The organism is Facivitalis istanbulensis (assembly GCF_040560405.1).
GTDB classification, from domain to species: Bacteria; Pseudomonadota; Alphaproteobacteria; order Sphingomonadales; family Sphingomonadaceae; genus Sphingomonas; species Sphingomonas istanbulensis.
The window spans coordinates 70,618-93,632 of record NZ_JAVSCQ010000013.1; the positions used below are offsets into that span (position 1 = coordinate 70,618).

The following is a 23,015-nucleotide window of genomic DNA, read 5'->3' on the forward strand; positions in this document are numbered from 1 at the left end:
GCCTAGCTTGCAAGGATCTGCCACTCCGCCAGCGCGGCGGAGCGTCGTTCTCGGTAGGTCTGTCGGTCGATGAGGTGACGTTCCAGGCTGAAGTGGTTGTGGACGTTGGCATGCACGGAGGCGAACTTTTGTAGCGCCTTCATTTGCCGTAGCATTGCCCGCTCTCGTCATCGGCAGGGACTGTCAGAAATTTTGTGCGGGAGGCCATAGGATGGAATGGAAGGGACCATCGATATGGCAATTGACAAGGATGTTCTGGACCGGCTGCTGGCCGGCCGTGACCCTCAAGAGCTGTTCGCCAAGGACGGGCTGCTCGACGAATTGAAGAAGGCTCTGTCGGAGCGGATGCTGTCGGCAGAGCTCGACGATCATCTGGAAAACGAGGGCGCCGATGGTGTCGGCAACCGGCGTAACCGGTCGTCTTGCAAGACGATGCTGACGGGCACATCGAGGGTGACGCTGGACATTCCGCGTGACCGGGCGGGGACGTTCGACCCCAAGCTCATCGCCAAATACCAGCGTCGGTTTCCGGATTTCGACGACAAGATCGTGTCGATGTACGCGCGGGGCATGACGGTGCGCGAGATCCGCGGTCACCTGGAGGAGTTGTACGGCATCGAGGTGTCGCCGGACCTGATCTCGACGGTGACCGACGCGGTGCTGGAGACCGTGGCGCAATGGCAGGGCCGCCCGCTCGACACCTGCTACCCGCTCGTCTTCTTCGACGCGATCCGGGTGAAGATCCGCGATGAGGGCTTCGTCCGCAACAAGGCGGTATACATCGCGCTCGGCATTTTACCTGACGGAACCAAGGACATCCTCGGCATCCGGATCGAGCAGACCGAGGGCGCCAAATTCTGGCTGCGGGTGATGAACGAGCTCAAAAATCGCGGTGTCGCCGATATCCTGATCGCCATCGTTGACGGCCTGAAGGGGTTCCCAGAGGCGATCAACGCGGCCTTCCCGGAGACGATCGTCCAGACCTGCATCGTCCACTTGTTGCGCAACTCGATGAGCTTTGCGTCCTGGAAGGACCGCAAGCCGATCGCGCAGGCGCTCCGCAGCGTCTACCGCGCCGAGACGGCCGAGGCCGGCCTGGTGGCGCTCGACGCCTTCGAGGCCGGTCCCTGGGGCAAACGGCATCCGGTGATCGCGCAGAGCTGGCGGCGCCATTGGGACCAGGTGATCCCGTTCTTCGCCTTCCCCGAGGGCATCCGCCGGATCATCTATACTACCAACGCCATCGAGGCGCTGAACTCGAAACTGCGAAGAGCCGTGCGGACCCGCGGCCACTTCCCCGGTGACGATGCCGCGATGAAGCTGCTATACCTCGTGCTCAACACCGCCGCTCAGGAGTGGAAGCGTCCACCCCGTGAGTGGTCGGAGGCAAAAACCCAGTTCGCCGTCATCTTCGGCGAGCGGTTCGTCATCTGATGACGTTAGCGGCCTCCCGCACAAAATTTCTGACAGTCCCCATCGGCACGGCAGGTGGCTGCTCTCCACCCGGTTGCTGACCCACCAGCCGATCTCCTGACGATCACGGCAACCCAATTCGTCCATGGCCGCGCCGTAGCTGCGCAGTCCGTCGGTCGTGATTGCCTCAGGTGAACCGTACCGCTTGAGCGCTTTCTTCTTGAAGGCTAGCGCCGCGACCTTGTCGCGTGTTCTTGTGACGTAGCTCTCCAGCACCTCGCCTTCGTGATCAACCGCCCGCCACAGGTAGACCATCTCGCCGTTCAGTTTCACGTACATCTCGTCGAGATGCCATCGCCAATGCCGAAAGCTTCGCATGCGGCTCACGCGTGCACGGCGGATGTCACCGGCAAATATCGGACCGAACCTGTTCCACCACAGCCGCACCGTCTCATGGCAGATGTCGATGCCACGCTCGAACAACAGGTCTTCCACATTCCGCAGTGACAGCGGGAAGCGCACGTACATTAGTACGACTAGTCAGATCACCTCTGACAAGAAATTGAAACGGCGAAACGAGCTAGGTGGCAACGCCCTCGATCTCCAGCTCATCCGCCATCAATATCGGTCGCCTGCCACGTTGGCATGAGGCAGCCGACGGAGCCATTAAGATCGCTGCCCAACTGCATGAAGATCTTAGACGTAGCGGAGACCAGTGCCTCCGCTACGTCCTAACCTTAGCAGGCCGCTATCACCGCGAGCCGTCAATTCTAACTCGCCGCTATCAGATTTAAATATTATATATAAGTCACATTTTTTAGCAATATTAGTTAGATCTTGCATTAGAATTAGAATAATACTTTAATCATCATTATTAATAAAGTACCCAAACAGCGTAAAAATACCCACACCTAATGCTCCGGCTAGAATGTTACTAGAACTTTCCGAAAGAAGGCCTATTTTGCTAGCGAATATAGATACAGCGATTGCTAAGAACGCGGATACTAGGAATGCAGCACCGATCTTGGCGTACTTCATCAGAAACACGCCTGAGAAATAGATGACTTGCCAGCACCAAAGGCGGCTCCCAATGCGGAATCTTTAAGTAAACTTAGTAACATTCCGCCAATTGTTCCACCGCCGGGTTCAATAAGTGTTCCAGCGGCGGCACCGGCTGTAGCTCGCATTGCGAGTTTCATCATTGAACCACCATAAGCGCCTTGAACGGCAGCTTCAGTCACTTTCCTGCCGTTAATCGAATTATCGCAAAACCCTTTCTTGCCTTGTTGCTCTTTCAAAAACCGTTCTAGTCTGCATGAATCAAGCATGGAGGAAGCGCATTTATCTGTTGGCCAAGGCCATTTTAAGCTACAATCTGATCCAGTGTTGCATAGTATGCTGGTGGGACTTTGATTTGCATTGCCGCTGCCACTCCGTTCCGAGTTTTGACCGTAATTTTGACTGTAATTCCAGTCTGCCCCCGAAAAATCTTTGTGGTCACTCCCATCATCTACCCAACCGCATCGCATAACCCCGAAAGAAGTGACGCATACCCATCGGGTCCGTAGTCCACTTGGATCTGTTGCGTTGATAGGATCGCCCTTGACGTAGTTATACCAGTTCATGCCGTCGCCGTAGCCTATGGGATCGGTTTGCATGAAGCGGCCGAGGGTGGGCGAATAGGTGCGAGCCTTATAGTCGTAGAGGCCGAGCGCTGGCAGCCACTTCTGCCCGGTATATTGGAAGCGCCCGATATTGCCGGACTGCGGGATGCCATATTCGTCATAACGGTTGATCGCGATGGCGTTGCCCGCATCGTTAGTCACTGCGATGACCGAGCCGCGCTCATCGCCATGTAGCCAGCGCCGGTCACCAAGCCCTGCGCCTTCATACCAGATCAGCGGCTCGTCACTGCCCGGGCCATAGACATAGCGGCGCAGCAGTGCTCCGTTATTCTGGTTGGTCTCCGCGATCAGGTCCGGCCCGTCATAGGTGAATGAGGTGTTGGTGCCCGGATCGACCGCGGCATTGAACAGGCGGCCAAGCGGATCATAGGCCATGCCGATTCCCTTGCCGACCGCCATCTGGTTATCGACCGTGTAGCTGTAGGTATCGCTGCCCGAGTTCGTCAGATTGCCGCGCCCATCATAGCCGAGCGACACGGAGCCAGCCTGGGTATACTGGTTCAGTCCGTTGACGCTGTAGCTGCGGTCGGCGTTCACGCCAGCCGTCCAGGCATAGCCATCGTTCGACGCATTCCGGCTCGTGATCTGACCTGCCGAATTATAGCCGAACGTCACCGTCAGGTCATTGGCGCTTCCCGCCAAATCCTGCGTCAATTGCGACAGACGCGATGCCGGGTCATAGGCATAAGAGGTCACCGTGCCGTTTGCCCGGGTCAGGCTCGTACGCCGCCCCAGATCGTCATAGCCAAACGTTACAAGCGCGTTGCCCGCCCCGTCGCGGATCGTGTTCATCTCACCGGTCGTGAGATAGTCATAGGTCACGGCGTTCCCGTCGCCCCATGTCATCTTCGTACGACGTCCTGCCGCGTCATACTGGAAGGTCGCGTTGCCGAAGGTATAGACATTGTCATACTGAGCGCGGCGATTGCCCAGCGCGTCATAATCATATTTCAGGGTTCGACCGCTGGTGTCTGACGCGCTCGTCAGGTGACCGACAAGATCATAGCCATAGCTCTGGTCATATTCCGAGTAGCTGTTGTTGGGCCGGTCCTTCGACGTCATCCGGTTGAGCGCATCATAACCATAGTTGATGACCTGGCCATCGCGCAGGCGGCGCGTCACCACATTGCCATTGGCGTCATAGGTCAGCTGCTCATAGCTGCCGCCCGGATAGGTCGTGGTCGTCTGCCGGTCGAACCCGTCATATCCCGCGGTCGTCACGTTGCCATTGCCGTCGGTCACGCTGGCGACCTTGCCGTTGGGTGTATAGCTCGTCTGCTCAAAGGCCTGCGCGCCGGTACCGAGCGCCGAATAGACACCGGTCACTTGCCCGGCGGCATCGTACACCTGCTTGGTCACACGGTCCGGGCCATTGCCGCCATTCGTCTGCGGCGTGCAGGCATCGCTCTGGTTACCCCACTGGCTCGGATCCATGCGCACGGCCGTGCATTGCAGCCGACCGACGGCGTCATAGCCATACTGCGTCACTGAATAGGTCGTACCCGACGCCGACAGCGTGTCCTGGACCTTACGCATATTACCGTCGAAAGTACTGACCAGTTGCTGCAGCGAGTTGAACGACCCGCCATTCGCGTCCGTTGTCCCCACACTCACCGAGTCCGCAAGGCCGTTGAGTAGATAATGCGTCACTTTCGCGCGCCGCATTCGCGGACCGCTGCCATCGGGGTCCGGGGACACGACGCTCGTTATCCGACGTATCGCGTCATAAGTATAGTTCGTCGTATCCGCCGATCCCGGCAATGGGCCATCAATACTGATGATATTGCCCCAATTGTCGTATGACATAGCAGTTGTGCCGCTAATTGCCCCGTCCCCACTCGAGACGGTGATCGATACGGGCAAAAGTCCCGGACCATATGAGATGCTTTTCTTGGCTTCCGCACTTGTTCCCGCACAGGAAGAGCCAGATAGGCAGGTTGAAATGCCAGTAAGCATCCATATTCCGCTCGACGCTGGCGAACCATTGCTTCCCAACTGCGTGTAGGCATAGCGCGTTTGCGGCCTAACTCCAGCCGCATCGGCTGGTAGCGTTTCCGTTAAAATTCCGCCATGGACGCTATCATACGTATAGTCTGTAACACCCCCACGGGCATCAGTTTTTGAATTGGGTTTGTTACATGATACAGCATTCGCGCAGCTCGACGAAAATGACGAAACTGAAGAAATCGAGGAAGATCCATTTTTTGATGTCAGAGTTTGAGATATCATGTTTCCGCGGCCATCATATCCAAAAGTTACCTTGTCTCCTTCAGGTTTAATGATGGAAAGTATGCGACCACTTCCTGGTTCTAACTCATTAGAAGTTGTATTGCCGAGCTGATCTTTAACTGATTTAAGAGATGAAAGAGATATGCTAAATGTGTATACTTTTGAATTGCCAGAAGGATCTTTTACAGTCGTTGTTTGCGTATCACCATTTGCAGAATATTGGTAAGTCCAAGTCTGGCTGCCATTGGACCACGATGTCACACGACCATCAGAGGCCCCATACGTAATGTTTAATCCACCTGGGTATGATATGCTGTATCTTGATCGACTTGTTACCCGGCCGAGATTGTCGGTCTCTTGAAAGTTGCCGTAATTGTTAGCATCGGCAGAACTGAAATTTACCGTCGGCCATGAGTTGTTTGGTGAACAGGTGTCTGATGAAGCGGTGCACGATTCTACATTATTGTTTAGGGCAATTATCTTGGTGAGTGTAAACCATTTATCTGTAGTCGTGCTTCCTGCGTACAGATATTTTAACTGGTATCCCTTATTGCTAGAAATCGATTGAACGCGCTCACCTCGCAATGGAGGACTGTCACCAGATGACTCGCTAATATTCAGGGTTTTGAAAGTTATATTAATTATTTCACCGGTTGGATAAGTTATCTGGTAAAGTCGTGCTACATCGGCTTTTGTAGGTATATTTCCTGCTCTTGCTGTAGAAAATCGAGCAATGGTGCCATTGGACATCGTATAAGTATACATGCCCGTAGATTGCTCTAGCTTTGAACCGGTTTTTTGATCGCTGACCCATGATCCGTTTGACAACGTAAATCGCTCAGACGTCAGGCCTATGCTGACGATCCTGGCAGATCCGTCGGCATTTATGCCTCCTGTGAAGTTATCCCACAGGCCATTGCCATAATATATTCTCGATATGCCGTTTTCTTCATTTCCTATAGAAACCTGAGTATCTTTTATGAATACTCTGCCCGATAGTAAATCGACGCCATGCTCATCGACTTCCGACCCAACGGGAGGTGGGGGATAAATGCTATAAATCTGGGCTTGGGCAGACTGGCTGGCCAAACTTATGCCCGACACGCTTGCGAGCAAAAAAGAAAATTTAAACACAGGTCGTAACAACTTATTCATTACACCCCCCCAATCGCTATAATGCAGTAATAATCATTTACCGAGATAATCCTCTGATAGTTACGCGAACGCGATTATCTGATTTGTCATTGATATAAGCAGTGCTGCTGCCACTGTTAGGACCACCTGATTTCACCACTTTCATCAATCGGCCTTTTGCATCACATGCGTATGTTGTTGTCTCTGCAGCGTTCGACACAGTGCCAAATACTAAAAAGATTAGCAAAATAGCCATTCTCATATGTCCGATCCCATACTCTGCAGTTTATGATAATAGCATGCCCCACCATTAAACTCGTACGGTAACGCGTATTTTAAAGCTTGCAACCTGTTGCATAATTTCCTTCGCGCAGTGCAGATGGCAATAGTTTATGAAACTGCCCGATTTCAGTAGCATAGTGGATTTTTTAGCTGAAAATCATAGGTCGTTAATATTTAAATCAATGGAGGTCTCATATATTAGATCGGTTTCCGGTCGATCTGCGTCATAACCGACGTTAGTACAGTAGTTGGCACACTCGGCTGGTGAGTAAAGGTCGGGCATGTGGCCTATACCGTTCCAGGGGCCATGAATGGTACGCTCACCGGCTTTGCACAGATGAGTCTTTAGCTTCGAGAAGGCCTGTTCGATCGGGTTGGTGTCGGTGCTGTACGGTGGAAGGTAGAGGAGGCTGGGGTTGGCAGTCTTAGGGTCAGGACCCATTGATGTGAGCATCGCGATCTGATTCAGGCTCCCCAAGGAGACTGGGATGAGCGACCTGCTTTGGCTGACGGATGAGCAGATGGAGCGGCTGCGGCCGTTCTTTCCGAAAAGCCACGGCAAGCCCCGGGTCGATGACCGGCGGGTGTTGAGCGGCATCGTGTTCGTCAACCGCAATGGGCTGCGCTGGCGAGCCGCAGACGGTCATGATCGACGCGACCTACCTGAAGGCGCACCGCACGGCATCGAGCCTGCGGGTTAAAAAGGGGATCTCGGCCGCCTGATTGGTCGCACCAAAGGCGGCATGAACACCAAGCTCCATGCCGTCGCCGATGCAAACGGGTGCCCCCTTGAGCTTCTTCATGACCGCGGGCCAAGTCAGCGATTACACCGGCGCGGCAGCGCCGCTCGATGACATGCCGAAGGCGCAGTGGCTGCTCGGCGACCGCGGCTACGACGCCGACTGGTTCAGGGACGCTCTTCAAGCCCAAGGCATCCAGCCCTGCATCCCGGGCCGCAAGTCGCGCAACGAGCCGGTCCGGTACGACAGCCTTGAGTTCGATGCACTGTGGCAGGACAACAACGTGGTCACTCATGGCGAAGGGGTGAAGCGAATCCGTCACCCCAATGCGCGACTGCTCACGATGGATTATTCGTCATTCGCTGTGGAAGGCCGGCCGGAGCTGGGGATGATCATCTACAATCCCGCCACGCCCAAAGATGCTGAAAAGCTGCGCATGCTACTGGACGCGCATGACGATTGATCCGGAGAGCCCAACCCGGAGGCGGCAACGACCCACTTGTGGACGTTCAGCATCGTTATTGCGCTTTCCAACTCTGGACATCCATTCATCGGTTCAGCAATCGCTCGTCGCGCCCTCGGAATGACGATAATTGGGACAAGGACGAACCCGCTCCGCGGGATGGGTACTTGTGGCAAGCGCGCGCCGCAATAGCGGGCCGTTGGGCGAGGCGGAGTCGCCATGAGATCGTGAGGTTCCTTCAACACAAAGGAACTCACCATGGACACCATCACGATTACTGCCGCCCCAATCGGTTCGCTGCGCCAGCGGAGACTGTCGGCTCGCCGGCGGGGGAACATCCCCCCATGAGATTGTTCTGCGTTGTTAATTCGGTCGAGGGTGGACACCGAATTGCCGGCGCGCCAACAGTCAAGGCATGGCATCTATCTTCATCAGTCACGCGGTGGCGGACAAGAAGCTGGCAGAGCTGCTGGCAGACTTCCTCAAGCAAGCAATCGGTGTCCCGGTTGCCGAGATATTCTGCTCTAGCCTTGCGGATAATGGCATTCCGTTCGGGACCGATTTCAACACCTATATCCGCGAGCAGATCGAGGCGCCGAAGCTAGTCCTGCTTCTCCTGACCCCGGCGTATCTCGAGAGCGCCTTCTGGATGATGGAACTCGGTGCCGCTTGGTCGCGCGAACACCGCACGCTGCCCATCGTCGTGCCGCCTGTGGCGTTCGATAGTGTGACCAAGACCCTGGGCCTCAGGCAGGCATGGGACATTACCAAGAAAGAGGGCCTGATTGATCTGCGGAGAATGATCGTGCCATTGACCACGCTTGAGCCGCGCGGCGAGCACGCATGGGATGACAAGAGGACCGCGTGGAAAACCGATCTCAAAAAGGTGCTCCGCTCGCTTGTCCCCGCGCGCAAGATCGATGCGGCAGCGTATCAGGTAGTTACTGAACGGGTCGCCGAGCTCGAGGAAGAGGTGTCCGACCTTGAAACCCAGCTTGACCGTCAGAAGGATCTCGTGGCGGCGCTCGAGAAGGCCAAGGACAGGAAAGAGATAAAGGCTATCAAGGCTGCGCACGCCGGTGAGGACGGCCTACAGGAACAGTTCGACAATCTGCTCGACGAGGTGAAGTTTGCGCGCCCGGACGACACGCCCAATGTCGTTTTCCGCCATCTTCTGATGGCGCACTATGACAAGGAGGGCACAATCGACTGGCAGGGCGCCGACGCCGAGTTTACGGCCGCCGTCCACCGCAATCTCCTGCGCGCTGACGATGGTTACCCGGTTCGTTGGGATTCAAAAAAGCTGCGTCCGTTGGCAAAGGCGCTTGATAATATCACCGCGTTCCTCGGCAGCGAGGACGGCCGTGAGCTGACCGAACAATGGGACGACAGCATGCCCTGCGAGCCGGATGACATTGATTTCTGGAAGCACCATCTTCCGATCTGATCTATGCCTTGGCCTAGGGCCTGTGGGGATTCAAAAAGTGTGATGGCTGTGATTCAGGCTTCCGATGGATCGAGACATACTGACGGACGGCCAGTGGGGGAGGATCGAACCGCATTGTCTGGGCAAGCGGACTGACCCTGGCCGGAGCGGCAAGGACAATCGGCTGTTTGTGGAGGCGGTGTTGTGGATCGCGCGTACGGGCAGCCCGTGGCGTGATTTGCCGGAGCGTTTCGGCAACTGGAGTACGGCCTTCCGGCGCTTTCGCGACTGGCGCGAAGCCGATGTCTTCAAACGGATATTCGACGCGCTGTCGGACGAGCCGGACCTCGAATATGCCATGGTCGACGCGACGATCATAAAGGTCCACCGCCACGGTCAGGGCGCAAAAGGGGGACTCAGAGCCAGGCCATAGGTCGCTCCAAAGGCGGCATGACGACCAAGATCCTCGCGCTGACCGATGCACTGGGCAATCTTGTGCGCTTCCACCTGATGCCGGGACACCGCTTTGACACCGTCGGTGTCCCGCCGTTGATCGACGGGATCGCCTTCGATGGCCTGATCGCGAACAAAGCATTCGACAGCAACGCCATCATCGCCGACCTCGACGAGCGCGGGGCGGCGGTCATTATCTCGCAGCACCCACGGCGCATCGGCGCACGCAAGATCGACGCCGCCATCTACACATGGCGCCACCTCATCGAAAACTTCTTCTGCAGGCTCAAGGAGTTCAAGCGGATCGCCACGCGTGCCTGCAAGACCGACCGCAGCTTTGAGGCCATGATCTACCTCGCCGCCGCGCTCATCAACTCACGATGAATCCCCACAGACCCTAGCCTCGATGTAGGCATTGACGGAACGATATTCGCTGTCAGCGAATATCTGTTGACGTCTGACGACGAATCAGGCAGGTAAGCCACAGACATTCGGGACAAAGGCAACAGCCCACTAAACTCTGGGTGAGAAATCACCTGCGGGGCAGATCTCGGTCAGTCCTCACACTTGTCAGGAGCTTGAGGCCCCCCCGCACGGGGACCGCCCGCGGCACCGATAAGGCGCGTCCCTGTGGACGGGACGCGAAGGGTTTCGGGGGGATGCTTCTTCTCTCGTTGTGATCCTGCTTGTGGAGCTGGTCCCAATTCCGGGGCGAGTGTGCAGGAGAACTACCTATGGGAATTATTCCCTCACCGAATGTCGGGAAGAAGCGTGCGAAGACTAGCCGACGGGGTCATCCAATCCGGGATGCCCTTCTGAAGCCGACGACCTGGAAAGCCGCTGCGGCCGCCTTGGATTTCATTCTGAAGGCAGTGCGTGTGGGCGCGAAGGTCTGGGACATGTTGACGTAATCCCCCCTTAATTCTCCCGGCGGAGGTTGTGGAGGAAACATCATGTACGACAGAGCTTTGAAGACAATAAGACAATATCATCGGCTGTCGCAGGCTGATCTGGCGGACCAGATCAATATATCGCGATCCTATCTCAACGAGATCGAGCGCAACCGGAAAGAACCGAGCCTCGATGTCCTCAGAAAATATGCGGAACGGTTTGAGGTTCCATTGTCGTCCCTCATGCTGTTCGCGGAACAGGGACCCGGGACGACATTCGACAAGGCCCGTATCTTTGTTGCCGACAAGGTGCTGAAGATGCTGGAATGGGTTGCTGAAGGGGAAGACAGTGAGCGCAGCAAAGAAAGCGAAGCAGCGCATTCCGATTGATCGGTGCCACCTTTACGGGCTCCGGTCGCCGCATGCTCTGGCAAACCGTCTGGGGTGGGACTTGAACAAGCTTGATCAGCTCGCCCGGCATGGCGGCTACAAGGTCTACAAGCACAAGGCCACCGGACGTGAGATCCAGGAGCCGGGCGCAGCGCTGCAAAGCCTTCACCGGCAGCTTCACCGATACCTCGCGCGCGTGGAGGTTCCGGAATATCTGCATTCCGCGGTCAAGGGCAGATCCTATCTGTCGAATGCGCGCGCGCACGTCTGTGTCGGAAGCCTGATCAAGATCGACATCGCGAAATTCTACCAGTCGGTGCCGCAGCACAAGGTGATGCACTTCTTCCGGGATGTGCTGTGCTGCGCTCCGGACGTTGCCGGGCTGATCGCGAACCTGATCTGCTACCGCGGCGTGCTGGCCACCGGCAGCTCGATCAGTCCGATCATATCGTACTACACGTTCAAGAGTCTCTTCGACGATCTTGCCGCGCTGGCGGACGGTCATGGCCTGAATATGACCTGCTATGTCGACGACATCACCATGTCGGGCGCAGGCGCGACACGTGCGGTCCTGCACGAGGCGCGCTCCATGATCTTCCGTGCCGGGCTACGGGCGCACAAGGATCGCTCGTTTGGAGAGGACGGGGCCAAGATTGTCACCGGGGTTGTCGTCGGACCACATGGTATAGGGCTGCCGTTCGCACGCTGGCAGAAGATCCGTCAGGCGACACGCGAGATTTCAGTCTGCACCGATGTGGCTGAGAAACTGGCTCTGTACCCGAAACTGGTATCCCGTCTCTATGAGGCCTCGCAGATCGATGCCCGTTGCCGCCCGCGCGCCGAGTTTCACCACGGACAGTGGCGCGCGCTCAAGCGAACGGTTGCCGCGCAGGTTCTTCCGGTAGCCGGGATCGAGCAAGCGGCTTAGCGATCGGCGCGTGACACAGCATGGGGCCCGGCCGGCATCGCGCGCCCCGGTTCACCCGGCGTCGTAACGCGCTGCCGCAATCATCCTTTCGTAGAGCATCTGGATGTCGGCGAAGAGCGCCTTGCGCCCTTCCTCGGCATCAGCGCGGCGTTGAACGAGCGTGTCGTCTTGGGGCATTCCGATCGACCGGACGAGCGGTAGCCTCAGGTTGTGATGCTCAACCTGCTTCAGCCAGGTGGCCTGAAGCAGGTCGCCGATCTGGTCGCCGAAAACAGTGCGTCCATCGACCAGGACATGAAAGAGCTGGTCGTTCCGGTCATCCAGTCCGCTGCCGTCATGATTATAGCGGGCGAGAACGCCTCCGACCGTGCGGATGATTTTCTGGCGGTCCTCGAGCATTTTGATCTGTTGCGCCTGCCGCTCCATGCGGAGCTGCTTGCTCGCGTGCTGGCGCATCCACCGATTCTGCTGGATGCTGAAGTAAAGGACGGCCGCCGCCACGATGGTGGGTGATGTTATCTTGACCAGTTCGATAAACTGCGGCCAGGTCGGGGCTGCTGCAATAATCGCATTGATAAATCCGTTCATACGGCAATGTATCAGCGCGTGGCCGCCCTCTCAACGTCACCGGGCAAGACAACGCTCACCAAGCAAACCGGTCAGCTTTGCGCGAGCTCAATGGCGGGTCACATCAACAGCCGACATCCACATCAACCAAGCTGAATGTCTTAAGTTGGTCGATTGCCGACAAGCAGGCAAAGGTTTAGCAGCCCGGTGGCGCCAACCCGACGAACTCGTCTTGGACGGCATTCATGTCGATGACGATGGTCTGCGCGGACTTTGCGAAGCCACCGGTCGCAGGCTGGAGGCCGAGTCGAGGCGCTAGGATGGGACTGGCGTCAGTGGCTGCGTCTTGGGACCTGAAGCGTGAGACGTTGATCCCGCTCGTGTAGCGCTTTCTAGCCTTGTACCCGCGCGGGAGCGGCATGCAACAGCCTCGCCCGAGGATGGCAATCTTGCTTATGCAGTTTCTCGCATAATTCTTTGCAGCGCCAGCAAAGCATCTCTTAGCGCGGGTACGCGGGTCGATAGCGCAACAAGATCGGCAATCAAGCTCGCGTCGTCCCCACCCTGTTGGCTCTCTAACGCACCGAGATGCGCTCGAAGACGTAGCAAATAAGGTTCAATCTTATTGATGTGACCATTTCTAAGTCGCCACGCAGTCGACTGGTTTACGCCAAGAATCTGGCCTAGCTCCCGATCGTTCACCTGCGCCTGTGCGATCAAGGCATCGAGTTGAACCTGCTGAAGGGAGATCACCATAGCTTGCATTCTATGCACAAACATGCATAGTTTCCAATAGGGTTGGAGATCGATGTGCAAGAATTATGGGCAGGCGAAGGCAATGGTGCCGTCAGGATTCCAGACCCTGAGGTCGAGGTAGTTCCTGGTGTCGCCTGGGGCACGGCGGAGGTTCCGAACACACCCGCATACTGGGCGGTGCGTTGCCGCTGGGAGGACTCCAATCCGGATTACGTGACGAAGCAGGCGACGCTCGTAGAGGAGACGGGTTTCTGTCTGTTGGGCGGCTACGGCATTAAATATGAGGTCAACGCTGCCGCATTCGACAGGCTTCAGGCGGCGAGCGTGTTCGATCTGGATATTGTCGTCGAGGAAGCGGAGATACTGGCGCTGCTGAAAGCGCCTCTGCGGGTTAACAGTCGGGACGTGCGGTATCGCTTCCCCAATCAACGCGCGCGACGACTAATGTCCATGCGCGACAGCCTGCGGAAGGTCTCGCTGACCGGTCGCGACCCGCATGTGATGCGCCAAGCGCTTCTGGCGATCGAAGGTATCGGACCAAAGACAGCGTCGTGGATTGTGCGCAATGTGCTAGGGTCCGATGAAGTGGCCATCATCGATATCCATATCCTTCGAGCGTGCACGAGCATGGGGGTCTTCCCATCTGATATTCGTCTGCCGCGTGATTACGAACCGCTTGAACAGCGCTTCATTGCATTTTCGAACGCGATCGAGGTTCGTCCCTCTGTGCTCGACGCCGTGATGTGGTCTGAGATGAGGTCGATGCCAGCAAGGACTTGGGCACAACATCCTCTTGACAGTTAGTCATTGCTTCCGTCAGTTCCGACGCTCTTATTACAAGGGGGATGTATGGGCGGAAGCGGTGGCGGATCTGGCACCTGGGGCGGTGCTTTGGGTGGCGGTTCCGGTATTGGCGGTGGTTCAGCCGGAGGTGGCGCCGGCGGTGGTAGTGCTGGGTCCGATTGCCCCTTGTCGTTTAAGACTGCCCTAATCGGCCCAGTCCCTGGAGGTTGCGTCGTCGGCGATGTACTACAGGTGATCTTTCAGCCGACCCCACCTCCAGGCCGCATTATATGCGCTCATATGGGAACCGGTGCGACAGTTGGCGCCATCGGCGGCATCCCAGGACTGTCGAAGGTGATCGAGTGCTTGCAGACAGGTGTTCAGTATGAGGCTCACGTCGACAATATAACCGGCGGCCGAGTCGACGTGACTGTCAATCTGGTCTGATCGCATGGCTATCACAATTGCGGGAGGCGTCTATTTTGAACGCTGCCTGACGCCTGGCCGAAGTACGCTGCTGGGTTCCGGCGGCCGCGCCGCCGCCGCGCTTTCACTCCTTTCGGATCAGGTGACCCTCCACTCTTTCCATCCCACCGAACGGACTCTCGACGCCCAGTACGCGCTGGGAGCTTATGGAATGGAAACCGTCTTTCATGCGAGCTCGGCAGTTGTAGGGTTCGAGTATCTGCATCCTATGTCATCCCCACGTATATCGCCGGTACCGCTCCCGATAGCTGGCACGGTGGATGTCGCAGGAGACGTCATCCTGCGGTTCGGATGTCTTGAAGGGGATTTCCGGGTTTCCGGGCGTAGAGCAATATACGATCCTCAGTCCGGCTCGGCACCGAAGTCGTTTCACAACAACGGGTCGAAGGCGGAAACCCTAGCTCTGGTTCTTAACCGCGCTGAGGCGACGCTTCTAACCGGCGAGGACGATCCGGCGCGGGCGGCGGCGGCGCTGGCGCAATCGGACGGCGCCAATGTGATCGTCGTCAAAATGGGCGCAGCAGGAGCGCTCATCGTCGAAGGCAAGCGGCACCAACAAGTGCCGGCCTATCAGTCAAACGCGGTCGACAAGGTCGGATCTGGCGACGTATTCAGCGCGACGTTTGCTCATTTCTGGGGCGAACAGGGTCAGGACGCGGCCGCTGCCGCTGACCTCGCATCGCGGTATACGGCGGGCTACGTGGAGGATCGGCTTCTTCCTCTGCCTGCTAAGGCACCTGAGAAGTTGCCGATCAAGCCGGCAACGAAGAGACCAAAAGTGTATCTTGGCGGCCCGTTCTTCACGACGCCTCAGCTATGGATCATCGAAGAAGCGCGTAGTGGCCTGCTGTCACTAGGTGCCGATGTGTTTTCACCCTTGCACGATGTTGGGTTCGGCCCTGATGTCACCGTGGCGACGAAGGATCTAGCAGGCCTAGATGCGTGCGATGTCATGCTAGCCCTACTTTCGGACCTGGACCCCGGCACCCTATTTGAGGTTGGCCATGCGCGGGCCATGGGGAAACCTGTCGTCGCGTTGATTGAATGCCCACGACAGCAGGATGCGACGATGTTGGTGGGCACCAATTGTGAAATCGTAGATGATCTGGCCACCGCGCTCTATCGCGTAGTCTGGGCTGCCGCTTGAAGGCTCTTCTGTTCTCTGGCGGAGTCGATTCTGCGGCGATCGCTTGGATGGAGAAGCCGGAAGCACTGCTCTTCATCGATTACGGCCAGTTGCCGGCGGCTGGGGAGCGGCGCGCCGCACGCGCACTTGCTCATGCGATGTCGTTGCCCCTCGAGGAGCGTAGCGCGCCACTGGGTAGATTCGGCTCCGGCTCGCTTGTGGGCGGCCCTCAAACTTCAGGCCGCGAGTCCGAATTTTGGCCATACCGAAATCAGATGCTAATTACACTGGCGGCAATGACATATTCGCATTGCGATCCGCTGGAGATTTTAATCGGCACCGTCGTGAGCGACTCCGCTCATCCCGATGGCACCGCCAAGTTCGTCGCAGCAATGTCGGCAGTCCTAAGTGCACAAGGCGCGGTGAGCGTGCGTGCGCCCGCAATCAAGATGACTGGCGCAGAACTGTTGGCGAGTTCGACCCTTCCACCCGAACTGCTGGGTTGGACATTCTCCTGCCACACCGGCGAATGGGCTTGCGGTCAATGTCGCGGATGCAACAAGCACAATGAATTAAAGGCTATGTCAAAGGGGGGCAAATGACTGTCGACACGAACGCCGAGATTTGGAGCGCGCGTCGCGAAGGATGGACTCCCGGCAAATCCGACGCCCGCGACGCGGCTGCCACTGACTATGGACGAATTGTCCATTCGTCGTCATTTCGTCGGTTGCAGGGCAAGACCCAGATCCTGAATCTAGGAGACAGCGATTTCTACCGAAATCGCCTTACTCACTCGATCGAGGTTGCCCAAGTTGCCGGTGGAATTGCGCTCCAGCTGCAGAAAGACTTTCCCAATCACGAAGCTGCGCCTTGGATTCCTGATCTCACGATGATCCAAGCGATCGGAGCGACACATGACCTCGGCCATCCCCCATTCGGACATGGTGGCGAGATCGCGCTACACTATGGCATGCGAGACCATGGCGGCTTCGAGGGCAATGGACAGACCCTCCGGATACTCAGCCGGCTTGAGAAATTCTCAGACAACAACGGTGCAAATATATCCCGCCGTTCGCTGCTCGGCGTACTGAAGTATCCGGCACCCATGAGCGCAGTCCGAAGCGCCGACATGAAACTGACGCCGGCCCTACTTGAGGGCACGTCGGTCGTTCACCTTATCAACCGGAAAGCCTGCCGTCCGCCGAAGTGCTATCTCGACACCGAGGCGGATGTGGTGGACTGGCTGCTCGACCCGGTACCTCAGCCTGATCGGGACCTATTTACGGCTTGGAACCCGGTCGATGGCGACCATGGCGAGACGAGACACAAGTCCTTTGACTGCAGCATCATGGACCTCGCCGACGATATTGCATTTGGTGTGCATGACTTGGAGGACGCGCTAACCATGGGCCTCATGGATGCCGACGACCTAGCATCCACGCTCCCTGAGGAATCGTGCAGGAGCTTCCTCGAATATATCCAGACCCGCGAAAACTTCGGCAACGATGTTCATGCGAGCCTCATCAAGGCGCTGATTAACGATGCAACGCGGAAGCGCAATATTAGCAGAATGGTGTCACACCTCATCACCTCGGTCCAGATCAGGACAGAAGGTGGCTTTGAGACCCCGCTGCTGCGTTACCGGGTCGATTTGCCCGAACCACAGCGCACTTTCCTTCGTGCTCTGAAAAAAGCAGTGAAGGAGAAGGTGATCAGGAGCGCGCGTGTCCAGCAACTAGAATTCAAAGGGCAGAACATGGTCGTCGCTGTGTTCGAGGCGTTCGCGACTGATCCGAAGTCGCTGCTGCCGGAAAGCACCAGGGCCCGCTATCAGACGGCTGATGACAAGATGCGCGTGATCTGTGATCATGTTTCCGGCATGACTGACGGCTTCCTGCTACGCACCTACGAAAGACTCTTCAGCCCGCGCATGGGCTCGGTATTCGACCGCATTTAGGTTGTCAGATTCTGTGCGGCCAGCGCGTGTGCTAGCGGCCAAGTGGTTCGACATACCGCTGCGGATCTCCTGAACGAACGAGGCTTTCAGAATGCTGTGCGAACGGCCCTGGGACGGGAGTTGGGCGGGTGAGAGATCCTGTCGCCTGACTTGAAAGGCAGCTTACGGCGGGCGCTGCCGTTCGAAGCTGGGCCCGTGAACGGCATATGTTGGTCGGTAGCCGACAACGGCGGTTGTCCTGTCGGCATCGCAGAGCGATGGGAACTTGGCGGTTTGCAGACTGAAAGCTTTTAGATCGCTGCCGACCTTTCCGCATTCAAGCCGTAGCGGCTCCTTTGAGCAAGAGGTTTGATGCCGCTCTGGCCAGAGTATACTGGCGCCGGTGTTCGAAGCATGCACCGAGACTGGTGTGGACAAGGAAGAAGAATGAGCGATCCGCAACCGACTGAACAAGACGATCAGGTACAGATTGCCATCATAGACGAAACCTATGGGGTCATCGATGACGAAGCGGAATGGGAGATCGCCCGCGAAAAATTCCGACGCACGCTTGAAGCTGAGCATGGTCTTCCCTTTGCCGAGGGCAATATCGGGCCGGGTGCGGATCTGCCGGCGTTCATAGCCTTTCTTAGCAGCACGACGCCGGTTCCGATCTGGACGTTGGGCGCTACGTTATTCTTTCTTGGCAAGCCGGTCCAGGAGAACCTCGCCGCGTGGCGCGACATCGCTACCAAGCTACGTAGTTTCCTGAAGCGACCGGCCGCGCTCAATCGGCATGGCGCTGCCATCCTAGCCGTAGAAGCAGTATTTGCGGCGATGGGTGGCACGCCGCAGGAGGTGCGCTTATTAAGTTATAGCACCAAGCATTTGGGCTACGATGAGGAAGTCGCCGATACCGAGATCGCCGGTGTCACACCGACCTTGTTCCTTGGCTTCATCCGGCACGTATTCCGGATCGAATCGGACGGTGTCATCTTCGTCGTCGAGGTGGATGGCCGCACCGCTACCGCCAAGCGGTGTTCGTAAAGCACGGCGCGCCCTTCAGCCTCGGGTTAAAGTCGCATCTGAAGTGGATAGCTTTTCTCTTCCGTTGCTGACGACTTCTCTAAGCCTTCGCCAACCCCTATCTTCGTCGCTAACGACTGTGCGGGGACATGGGTGACAAAGGCAAACAGGGGGCGTCGTCGGCCACGACCGCAAAGGGAGAACCGCACCAGCCCGGGCAGTTTCAACAAAATGCCCGGGCGCGGGCGCAATCGTGCGATCGAAGCGAAGGCCGAGGCGGCGTTTCGCAGCCTGATCGCCGATAGTCCCGATTTCATCGTCCAGCGCGCCGATGAGAATGATTTTGGATCAGACTGCCAGATCGAGGTGCTCGATGAGGGCCTGGCGACAAACGTCCGGCTACACGTCCAGTTGAAAGGAACCGAGCGATCGCTGAATGCCGATGGGGCACTCAGCATCTCAATTGAGCAGACCAACCTCAACTATCTGATCGCGCAAGGGCACAGCCTGTTCGTGGCCTGCCATGTACCGACCGGATCACTGCGGCTCACGACCGCCGAAGCCGTGCTGCGCCAATACGAGCATAAAAACCTCAACTGGAAGGACCAAGGGACCCTAACCGTAACCTTCACGGAAGAGTTGACGCTCGATCGCCTGACACGGCTCGCAGAGCTCGCGCTCTCCTCATCACGATCCGCACGTGACGAGCGCATCGCACAGGTGCAAGCGATCCCGTCTGCCTTCCCTGATGTCGTGCGCGACGCGATGCCGGCGATCAACGTGCCCGACGACCCGGAACGCGCGCTCCAGATCCTCGAAGCGCTCTACGAACGTGGTGCCGACCTGGTCATCAGTGCCGCGTTCGACCAGTTCGCGGCCGTCCTCGGCAGCGACAGCGCGGAGATGGGCTGTTGCTACATGTCCGAGATCAATCTCGGCATGGCGGGACGTGGGCACCCGGATAGGATCGGTGCGGGCAAAGCACATTTCAAGGCCAAGCTCCGAACGAAGCGCTATCTACCCGGCAGCCTCCATTACACGATTGGCAATGCCTATTCGGCGCTGGGCGACGAGAAGTCGGCCAAGGCCTCCTACCAGGCCGCGACGCGCGACGCTGTCTACATGGCCGACCCGGGCATGGCGGCCACGTGCCTGAAGAACCTCGGTTCCAGTTTCGAGAAGCTCGGCAACGAGGAGATGGCCGCCGAACTCTATCGCGGCGCGCTGGAGATGAACCAGGAGCTGCCCGAGGCGCATCTTGCCCTTGGGCAATATCTCCATCGCCAGGGTCAGTTTGAAGAAGCGCTGACCCACTATGACGCGACGCTCTTCGGTGACCGGGATCTCGGCAAAAATGCGAGCGTAACCGGATGGCGCCTCAATGCGCTCTTCAACCTCGGACAGGATCGCGAGGCCTTCCGCGCGATTAATCTGCTGCTTGCCGATGCGGATCGCGAACCGTGGATCTGGTCTTGGTGCGCGCAGCAGGTCGCCGCGTTCAGTCGGACATCGGTCGCGACCGCGCGTGGTGCACTGGCCTTCTGGCAGCGTTACGTTCGTACCCATCCCAACGTCTCGGCGGCGCGCGCGGACCTGCTCCTGACCTCTTTCTATCTGCGCAGCGAGGGCGAGGAGATTGGTAAGGACTATGCTGCGTTCCGCGCCGAGTTTGAGACGCATATCGCCCATGTCGATCCGAGCGATGCCGCACTACCTTGGGACCGCCTCGGCCATTGGGCGCAGGATTTGGATGACTGGGAGGAAGCCGAACACTGCTTCCGAAAGGCCTATGAGCTAGACGGCGGTCACTATGGCTATTGCCTCGGGACCGCGCTTAACTTTCTTGGCCGACATGGTGAGGCGCTACCGCTGGTCCAGGCGCAGGCGGACAGTATCCAACCCGACGCGATGAGCTGGTTTCAGGTTGCTTCGGCGCTCGATCATCTGGGTCGGACCGACGAAGCGGTCGCCGCCTATCGCAAGGCGCTTATCCTCGATCCCGATTATGCGGTGGCGATGTTCAACATGGCGGGTGTGCTCTGGAACCGAGGGGACCGGGAAGAGGGCGGGCGGATATTTCGGACGGCGGTCGCGCAATTCCCGAACCATGAGTTGTCCGCGAAGGCGCGACAGGATCTCCCGAACCTCTTCTAATTGGGCGCCCAGATACTGACACATGCCAGCGACAGGTTTCAGCATGAGCAGACATACATAATGTCTGTTAGGAACGACCGGATGTAGTCAACTGCCGCCGGATGCGAACGCCATGTCGTGGATCAAAGCCGCTCTGCCTTCCGACGTCGCCGAATGTCGACTTGTGCCGAGAGCCAACATCACTTTGTAGATGAAGGTGGCCGTCTTCGACACAAATTTATAGTGTGGAGGCTATTTCCCGACCCGGTGGTCAGGCGCCTGCTTCATCAACCTCTACGATTGCATGTGACTTGCCGATCGTCACGTAGTCACGCAAAGTGTCCCCGGAAACGGGGAGGTGGATGGTGAGCAACCAGGGAAGCTTGACCAAGAGCCAGCTCAAAGACAAAGTTCGCGCGATCGTGCTTTTGCAAGGAAATGATTTCATCAAGGAATTGCTACGGCAGAATGACATAAAGATCGGCACGACGAAGAGCGACTTCGCAAAGAACATTGGCGACGCGATTGATGCCGAAACGCTGACGCAAGCCAAGATTGAAGCCTGGCTCGATGAGATCGAAGGCTGGGGCAACCAACACATTTACCTCTTCGCTGCGCCCGAGACTATAGCCTCAGCTGTTGGTGGTATCTTCGCGTCAAGCGTGCATGCTAAGCTCGTCGGCGCGGGGCAGTCATACAATTTTCCGGCGGACCTCGAGCTGTCGAGTATCATGCTTGACGGGCTTTCCCTGTCGCTTGCTTGGCATTTAGGCAAAGAAGGATGGGACCGTGCCAAAGCCAAGGACTTCTCGCAGGACGAAGGCCTCGAGAAGTATCGCTTTGAAGCCTATCGGCGGCGCGTCGATCGCAGCGTTGTTCGTTTCGAATGGCGGTTCGCCGATCCTCACTGCGCGATTCTAATTCATCGTAACAAGGATATCGACCATGCCTTGGCGATGTCAGTCGTTTGGAGTTTGCTTCAGAGTTTAGCGATCGTTGCGGCGCCATGCGCGCCGCTGACACTAACGCAGGCGGTGAAGTCGGCCAGCAAAGAGAAGGGCGCCAAGTCGACCCGACTCGAAGCCGATGGCGGCTTCGTCGACTTGGTATCGACTCTCGAGGAAGGGGGGATAGATAAGGTCGCGGCCGTTCGGCACGCCCGTAATGCGATGAACGACGACGAGTTCGCGCGCGCTCAAGGCATCTTCGCGCTCGGCGAGGCGGAAAAACTGGCGCAAACGATGTCGGTCCAAGTCTATGGTAGCGAGGGGCGGATTCGGCTTTGGGCCCAGTGTAAGCGCGACGACGTTCACGCGGTCATAGCATATCTTATGAAGCATAATCAGGCCGCAGCTAGTGCCTGACGCGGCGGTATGGGCAGCGGAGATCGAAGCGCGTCGGCTTGCGGGAGATGGGCTCGAATTTGAGCCGAAAGCTTTTGCCGCAGCAACGGAAACCGTGTGGCCCAACCCGGAGCTGCAAAGATTTCTCGATGTGCTAGTGGCCTCCCATCAAATGCAGCGCATCGACGTGCGCCTCTGCCCCAATTCAGTCTGCCGTCTGCCGCTTGACCACGGCATGGTAGCAAACGGGGAATGTCCTCATTGCCATCTAGCGTTCACCGAGAGTGGCGACGATCCGATCCCCTCGATCCGTTATCGGATCACCGGCGAGGCCAGTCGGGACATCCGGTGGATAATCGTAGTCCATGGCATGAATACGCGTGGCGCATGGCAGGAGGATCTGAGCTGGCTAATTGCGAACAAACTAAAATATGCCGCTCCAGTCCTGATTCACAAATATGGTTGGGCAACCATTGATGTCCTGCTGATGCCCCTACACCGGAGGCTTGCTAAGACTTTAGGTGAGAAGATCCGCCGCGCAGTCGATTATGCTCGCGCACGCGGGCTGACGGCCGCACCGGACATATTGGTGCACAGCTTCGGCAGTCACCTGTTCTCGCTGATCCTCCAAGACGAAGCATTCTCCGACCTGCGCTTTGGGCGTGTGATCACCGTTGGCAGCATCATCCGCCCCGATTTTGCACAGCGACATCGCAGTTGAAGGGTCAGCGACATCGTAGATGACGTGTGGGGGGAAGCGGAGGCCGGGCGTAGCCCGGACGTAGCTTCCCCCCACACGGGCGCGGGTTTCCCCGTGCCGTTGGCG

The 23,015-nt window shown here is 57.5% G+C and carries 16 protein-coding genes and 3 pseudogenes; 14 read left to right on the forward strand and 5 right to left on the reverse strand.

Going from position 1 to position 23,015, the window contains the following annotated elements; all coding sequences use genetic code 11:
* Positions 1–2: 2 nt before the first annotated feature.
* Positions 3–167: pseudogene (locus RN629_RS18350) on the reverse strand (IS6 family transposase); the annotation flags it as partial.
* Positions 168–234: 67 nt separating this feature from the next.
* Between RN629_RS18350 and RN629_RS09965 the strand changes: the two are divergent.
* Positions 235–1,434: an IS256 family transposase gene (locus tag RN629_RS09965; protein ID WP_407035114.1), complete on the forward strand. Its 1,200-nt coding sequence runs from the start codon at positions 235–237 to the stop codon at positions 1,432–1,434.
* A 42-nt stretch (positions 1,435–1,476) separates the two neighbouring features.
* On the opposite strand, the pseudogene RN629_RS09970 reads toward RN629_RS09965, so the two are convergent.
* Together RN629_RS09970 and RN629_RS09975 are read right to left on the reverse strand one after the other, a co-directional pair.
* A pseudogene (locus RN629_RS09970) lies at positions 1,477–2,025 on the reverse strand (IS6 family transposase); the annotation flags it as partial.
* 425 nt (positions 2,026–2,450) lie between these two features.
* The gene (locus tag RN629_RS09975) at positions 2,451–6,482 is read right to left on the reverse strand and encodes an RHS repeat domain-containing protein (RefSeq protein WP_407035091.1); all 4,032 of its coding nucleotides are present in this window, start codon (positions 6,480–6,482) and stop codon (positions 2,451–2,453) included.
* A 749-nt stretch (positions 6,483–7,231) separates the two neighbouring features.
* On the opposite strand from RN629_RS09975, the pseudogene RN629_RS09980 reads away from it, so the two are divergent.
* The 5 genes and pseudogenes from RN629_RS09980 (at position 7,232) to RN629_RS10000 (ending at position 12,033) form a co-directional block, all read left to right on the forward strand.
* Positions 7,232–7,946, forward strand: a pseudogene (locus RN629_RS09980) (MmyB family transcriptional regulator).
* 415 nt (positions 7,947–8,361) lie between these two features.
* Positions 8,362–9,393, forward strand: a complete 1,032-nt coding sequence (locus RN629_RS09985) for a TIR domain-containing protein (protein ID WP_407035092.1) — start codon at positions 8,362–8,364, stop codon at positions 9,391–9,393.
* Between the two features lie 64 nt (positions 9,394–9,457).
* A protein-coding gene (locus RN629_RS09990; protein WP_407035093.1) for an IS5 family transposase occupies positions 9,458–10,209 on the forward strand; the annotation gives its coding sequence in 2 pieces (ribosomal slippage) (positions 9,458–9,788 and positions 9,788–10,209; 753 coding nt in all).
* A 569-nt stretch (positions 10,210–10,778) separates the two neighbouring features.
* Positions 10,779–11,105, forward strand: a complete 327-nt coding sequence (locus tag RN629_RS09995; protein WP_387431960.1) for a helix-turn-helix domain-containing protein — start codon at positions 10,779–10,781, stop codon at positions 11,103–11,105.
* 61 nt (positions 11,106–11,166) lie between these two features.
* Positions 11,167–12,033 carry a reverse transcriptase family protein gene (locus RN629_RS10000; protein WP_407035094.1) on the forward strand — a complete coding sequence of 289 codons (867 nt, stop codon included), beginning with the start codon at positions 11,167–11,169 and terminating at the stop codon, positions 12,031–12,033.
* Between the two features lie 51 nt (positions 12,034–12,084).
* On the opposite strand, the gene RN629_RS10005 is transcribed toward RN629_RS10000, so the two are convergent.
* A complete protein-coding gene (locus tag RN629_RS10005; RefSeq protein WP_407035095.1) occupies positions 12,085–12,621 on the reverse strand; it encodes a hypothetical protein in 537 nt (178 codons plus the stop codon).
* Between the two features lie 432 nt (positions 12,622–13,053).
* Positions 13,054–13,356 (reverse strand): hypothetical protein, encoded by a 303-nt coding sequence (locus RN629_RS10010; RefSeq protein WP_407035096.1) that lies wholly within the window; start codon positions 13,354–13,356, stop codon positions 13,054–13,056.
* A gap of 42 nt (positions 13,357–13,398) precedes the next feature.
* Here RN629_RS10010 and RN629_RS10015 point away from each other — a divergent pair, with 42 nt between their 5' ends.
* The 8 genes from RN629_RS10015 (at position 13,399) to RN629_RS10050 (ending at position 22,910) form a co-directional block, all read left to right on the forward strand.
* Positions 13,399–14,160: an 8-oxoguanine DNA glycosylase gene (locus RN629_RS10015; protein WP_407035097.1), complete on the forward strand. Its 762-nt coding sequence runs from the start codon at positions 13,399–13,401 to the stop codon at positions 14,158–14,160.
* Between the two features lie 430 nt (positions 14,161–14,590).
* On the forward strand, positions 14,591–15,772 hold the full coding sequence (locus tag RN629_RS10020; RefSeq protein WP_407035098.1) for a PfkB family carbohydrate kinase: 1,182 nt from the start codon (positions 14,591–14,593) through the stop codon (positions 15,770–15,772).
* Positions 15,769–16,353, forward strand: coding sequence for a 7-cyano-7-deazaguanine synthase (locus RN629_RS10025; RefSeq protein ID WP_407035099.1), 585 nt, complete (start codon positions 15,769–15,771; stop codon positions 16,351–16,353). The genes RN629_RS10020 and RN629_RS10025 overlap by 4 nt, the downstream gene beginning before the upstream one ends.
* On the forward strand, positions 16,350–17,708 hold the full coding sequence (locus RN629_RS10030; protein WP_407035100.1) for an anti-phage deoxyguanosine triphosphatase: 1,359 nt from the start codon (positions 16,350–16,352) through the stop codon (positions 17,706–17,708). Before RN629_RS10025 ends, RN629_RS10030 begins: the two co-directional genes overlap by 4 nt.
* A gap of 426 nt (positions 17,709–18,134) precedes the next feature.
* Entirely contained in the window at positions 18,135–18,734 is a 600-nt protein-coding gene (locus tag RN629_RS10035) for a hypothetical protein (RefSeq protein WP_407035101.1), read from the forward strand.
* 132 nt (positions 18,735–18,866) lie between these two features.
* Positions 18,867–20,867 carry a tetratricopeptide repeat protein gene (locus RN629_RS10040; RefSeq protein ID WP_407035102.1) on the forward strand — a complete coding sequence of 667 codons (2,001 nt, stop codon included), beginning with the start codon at positions 18,867–18,869 and terminating at the stop codon, positions 20,865–20,867.
* A gap of 341 nt (positions 20,868–21,208) precedes the next feature.
* Positions 21,209–22,210: a hypothetical protein gene (locus RN629_RS10045; RefSeq protein ID WP_407035103.1), complete on the forward strand. Its 1,002-nt coding sequence runs from the start codon at positions 21,209–21,211 to the stop codon at positions 22,208–22,210.
* Complete coding sequence (locus RN629_RS10050; protein WP_407035104.1) at positions 22,203–22,910, forward strand: hypothetical protein; 708 nt, start codon at positions 22,203–22,205, stop codon at positions 22,908–22,910. Before RN629_RS10045 ends, RN629_RS10050 begins: the two co-directional genes overlap by 8 nt.
* The last annotated feature ends 105 nt before the right edge of the window (positions 22,911–23,015 follow it).

Coding starts and splice junctions, on each gene's coding strand:
- RN629_RS10035 (WP_407035101.1), top strand. CDS start 18,135: ATGAGCGATCCGCAACCGACTGAACAAGACGATCAGGTACAGATTGCC.
- RN629_RS09995 (WP_387431960.1), top strand. CDS start 10,779: ATGTACGACAGAGCTTTGAAGACAATAAGACAATATCATCGGCTGTCG.
- RN629_RS09975 (WP_407035091.1), bottom strand. CDS start 6,482: ATGAATAAGTTGTTACGACCTGTGTTTAAATTTTCTTTTTTGCTCGCA.
- RN629_RS10030 (WP_407035100.1), top strand. CDS start 16,350: ATGACTGTCGACACGAACGCCGAGATTTGGAGCGCGCGTCGCGAAGGA.
- RN629_RS10005 (WP_407035095.1), bottom strand. CDS start 12,621: ATGAACGGATTTATCAATGCGATTATTGCAGCAGCCCCGACCTGGCCG.
- RN629_RS09965 (WP_407035114.1), top strand. CDS start 235: ATGGCAATTGACAAGGATGTTCTGGACCGGCTGCTGGCCGGCCGTGAC.
- RN629_RS10045 (WP_407035103.1), top strand. CDS start 21,209: ATGGTGAGCAACCAGGGAAGCTTGACCAAGAGCCAGCTCAAAGACAAA.
- RN629_RS10020 (WP_407035098.1), top strand. CDS start 14,591: ATGGCTATCACAATTGCGGGAGGCGTCTATTTTGAACGCTGCCTGACG.
- RN629_RS10010 (WP_407035096.1), bottom strand. CDS start 13,356: ATGGTGATCTCCCTTCAGCAGGTTCAACTCGATGCCTTGATCGCACAG.
- RN629_RS09985 (WP_407035092.1), top strand. CDS start 8,362: ATGGCATCTATCTTCATCAGTCACGCGGTGGCGGACAAGAAGCTGGCA.